This is a genomic window from Chamaesiphon sp. VAR_48_metabat_135_sub (genome assembly GCF_031418915.1).
GTDB lineage: Bacteria > Cyanobacteriota > Cyanobacteriia > Cyanobacteriales > Chamaesiphonaceae > Chamaesiphon.
Window position 1 is genome coordinate 1 of sequence record NZ_JANOJV010000245.1, and the last position, 3,055, is coordinate 3,055.

General features: G+C 44.1%; 4 protein-coding genes. All 4 read right to left on the reverse strand.

The features are described from left to right. Nucleotides 1–202: 202 nt before the first annotated feature. Nucleotides 203–316, reverse strand: coding sequence for a 50S ribosomal protein L36 (gene rpmJ / locus RMO55_RS17140; RefSeq protein WP_015161734.1), 114 nt, complete (start codon nucleotides 314–316; stop codon nucleotides 203–205). Between the two features lie 200 nt (nucleotides 317–516). Next, nucleotides 517–744 carry a translation initiation factor IF-1 gene (infA, locus tag RMO55_RS17145; RefSeq protein ID WP_295616782.1) on the reverse strand — a complete coding sequence of 76 codons (228 nt, stop codon included), beginning with the start codon at nucleotides 742–744 and terminating at the stop codon, nucleotides 517–519. A 135-nt stretch (nucleotides 745–879) separates the two neighbouring features. Beyond that, nucleotides 880–1,446 (reverse strand): adenylate kinase, encoded by a 567-nt coding sequence (locus RMO55_RS17150; protein ID WP_310428498.1) that lies wholly within the window; start codon nucleotides 1,444–1,446, stop codon nucleotides 880–882. Between the two features lie 117 nt (nucleotides 1,447–1,563). Further along, on the reverse strand, nucleotides 1,564–2,892 hold the full coding sequence (gene secY, locus RMO55_RS17155) for a preprotein translocase subunit SecY (RefSeq protein WP_310428500.1): 1,329 nt from the start codon (nucleotides 2,890–2,892) through the stop codon (nucleotides 1,564–1,566). Nucleotides 2,893–3,055: the final 163 nt, after the last annotated feature.

Here is a 3,055-nt window from a genome sequence, read left to right on the forward strand (position 1 = left end):
CGCTTGTCGCGAGGGAGGTCTACGCCTGCTATCCGTGCCACACTTGTTTCTCCACTATACTTTGATCTCGATCTCGAATCGATGGCTCTATGAAAGGGTTCGGTTTGGAACTAGCGCAACTCGCCCAATCCTTTACTCTCATTAGATTTCATTCGATCGCCTTTAGGCATCAATAACTAACTAGCAACTTGGACTAGTTATCTTAACCTTGACGCTGTTTATGTTTGGGGTTGGCACAAATTACCATGACCCTGCCACGTCTACGAATGACGCGACACTTTTCACAAATCTTTTTGACAGACGCTCTGACTTTCATGCCAATTTAGACAACACTGCAAGCTCAATATTATAACATTTTCCACCTAATTGTCAGTAGTAATTACGCGACAATTTAGCTGGAGACGATCTACCAGAGGGATAAAGTTGGTAGTTAGGAGTTGGTAGTTGGGAGTGTAATGCTTGCTAATCAAAGCTTTGAGCGATTTTACTCCTAACTATTTCCGCGACTAATCTAAATTATTTTTTATTCCGCAGTCGGTATGTGATTCGACCTTTACTGAGATCGTAAGGGGTGAGTTCGCACTTGACTCGATCGCCAGGAAGAATTTTAATATAGTTGCGACGAATTTTGCCGGAGATATGGGCTAAAACATTAAACCCGTTATCTAGATCGACTCGAAACATGGCATTAGGCAAGGATTCTGTCACCGTGCCCTCCATCTCAATCAAATCTTGTTTAGACAATTAATAAATACCTCAAATGGAGTAGTGGAAAGTTGAAAGTTGAAAGTTAATTTCTAACTACTGGTTATATTTTAACAGGGGCAAGGAGTTGTTGTGTTTTCGCTCAAATTTTGGGGTACGAAGCTCCACCCACAATTACTTAACCAACGCTCCCAAGTCGCTGGTAACGGCTGCCAAATCTCGATCGCCATTAACCTCGCGATAAACGCCCTTCTGTCGATAGTAATCGATCAAAGGTAGCGTTTGCTCGTCATAGACAACCAACCGCCGCCGAATGACATCCTCGGTGTCATCTGGACGATTTTGGATGGTGGCGCGATTGAGTAGTCTTTCGACTAATCGATCTTGAGGGACATCGAGATTAATTGCTAGATCGTAATTTTGACCGATTTCGGTCAGCAATCGATCGAGAAATTCAGCCTGACTGACATTACGGGGAAAACCATCTAAAATCCAACCCGCGCTCACAGCATCAGCTTGGCTCAATCGTCCGCGAATCATGTCTAGAATCAGTGAGTCGGGTACTAGTTCGCCTTTATCCATATAGGATTTAGCTTTTAGTCCTAATTCAGTTTGTCCTTTGACTTCAGCGCGTAAGATATCTCCAGTAGAGATATGGGGAATACCAGCAGATTCAGCGAGAATTTGGGCTTGGGTGCCTTTGCCCGCACCAGGGGCACCGAGAAAAATTAGTCTTGTCATAATTTAGGTGTTAGGTATTAGGCTTTAGGTTTTAGGCAATGAAAGCAGGAATTAGGCTGTCAGATTGAAAACCTGTCGATACTACGACATTCTCACCTAAAGCCTAATCCCTAAAGCCTAATCTTTACCAATCATGCCTTCGTAACGTTGGGAAATTACGAGAGTTTGAATTTGTTTAGCAGTATCGATCGCAACGCTAACCAAAATCAAGAGAGAAGTTGCGCCAAAACCCTTGAAAGTACTGACTCCTAAGCCACTTTCGATCGCAGTTGGGACAGTTGCCACAACGCCCAAAAATACCGCACCCAGTAACGTCAGTCGGGACAGAATAGCCTCGATATATTTACTTGTCGCGACACCAGGACGAACGCCAGGGATACTCGCACCCATTTTCTTGAGGTTCTGTGCCATATCTACAGGGTTCACGACGAGCGAACTGTAGAAATAACTAAAGAAGACAATCAAGAGCACGTAAAATGCCACATGCCCAGGTGTCCCTGGGTATAAAAATTCGTTAATCTTATTGATTACTTGACTGACTGGGCCGCTAGCTGCACTATTAGCAAAAGATGCTAACGCACTAGGTAGAACCAATACTGATGATGCGAAGATAATTGGCATCACCCCACCCTGGTTAAGGCGGAGAGGAAGATAACTGGTGCGTTCGCGTTGGATTCTGCGTCCGACTTGACGACGAGCAGAAATAATCGGAATCCGTCGGGTTCCTTCTTGAACAAAGACGATGCCTACAGTCATCACGACGAAAACGGCGAGTAATGCTACTGTTCGGGTCAGGATCGAGCTGTCACCACTCTGAGCAAGGTTGAATGTATCGCCTAAAGATTTAGGTAAAACAGCGACGATGTTGAGGAAAATCAAGAGTGAAGCACCGTTACCAATACCGCGTTCAGTGATTAATTCCGATATCCACATTACAAACATCGAACCAGCAGTCAACGCTATGACCGTACTAACAGTGAAGAAAAGGCTTTGATGTCCAGGTAGCGTGTATTTTTGGAGCCACTGCGAAATACCAATGCTGTAGATGATGCCCCAGCCACCTGCTATGTAGCGAGTGATTTGGGAAATCTTGCGTCGTCCGGCTTCACCCTCTTCTTTTTGAAGCTTTTCGAGCGCAGGAAGGGCAGTTGTGAGCAACTGAATGATAATCGAGGCATTAATATAAGGAATGATGCCTAGTGCGAAAATCCCTACGGTGGATAATGCACCCCCAGAGAAGATATCTAAAAAGCCGACAGCAGGGCTATTTTTAATAGCTTCGGCAAATGCAACTCGATCGACACCTGGAACAGGAATAAATGTACCAAACCGAGCTAAAATCAGCAAGCCGAGGGTAACTAAAATCCGCCCTCTTAAACCAGCCGCTTGAGCCATCTGTACGAATGTCTCTTGGGCTGATGGTGCTTTTTCTCTACTAGCGTCCATCTAAAATTACCTCGGCAAATTTATTTAATATCAAAACTAAAATATAAAGAACTGTTACCTTTATGAGTCTAAGTATACAATTCTCTAGTTAATTCTGGGGATCTAAAAAAGAATCCAGCACTGCCAATCTTATGTCAAAGGCAATGCTGGAATCAATCTAGTT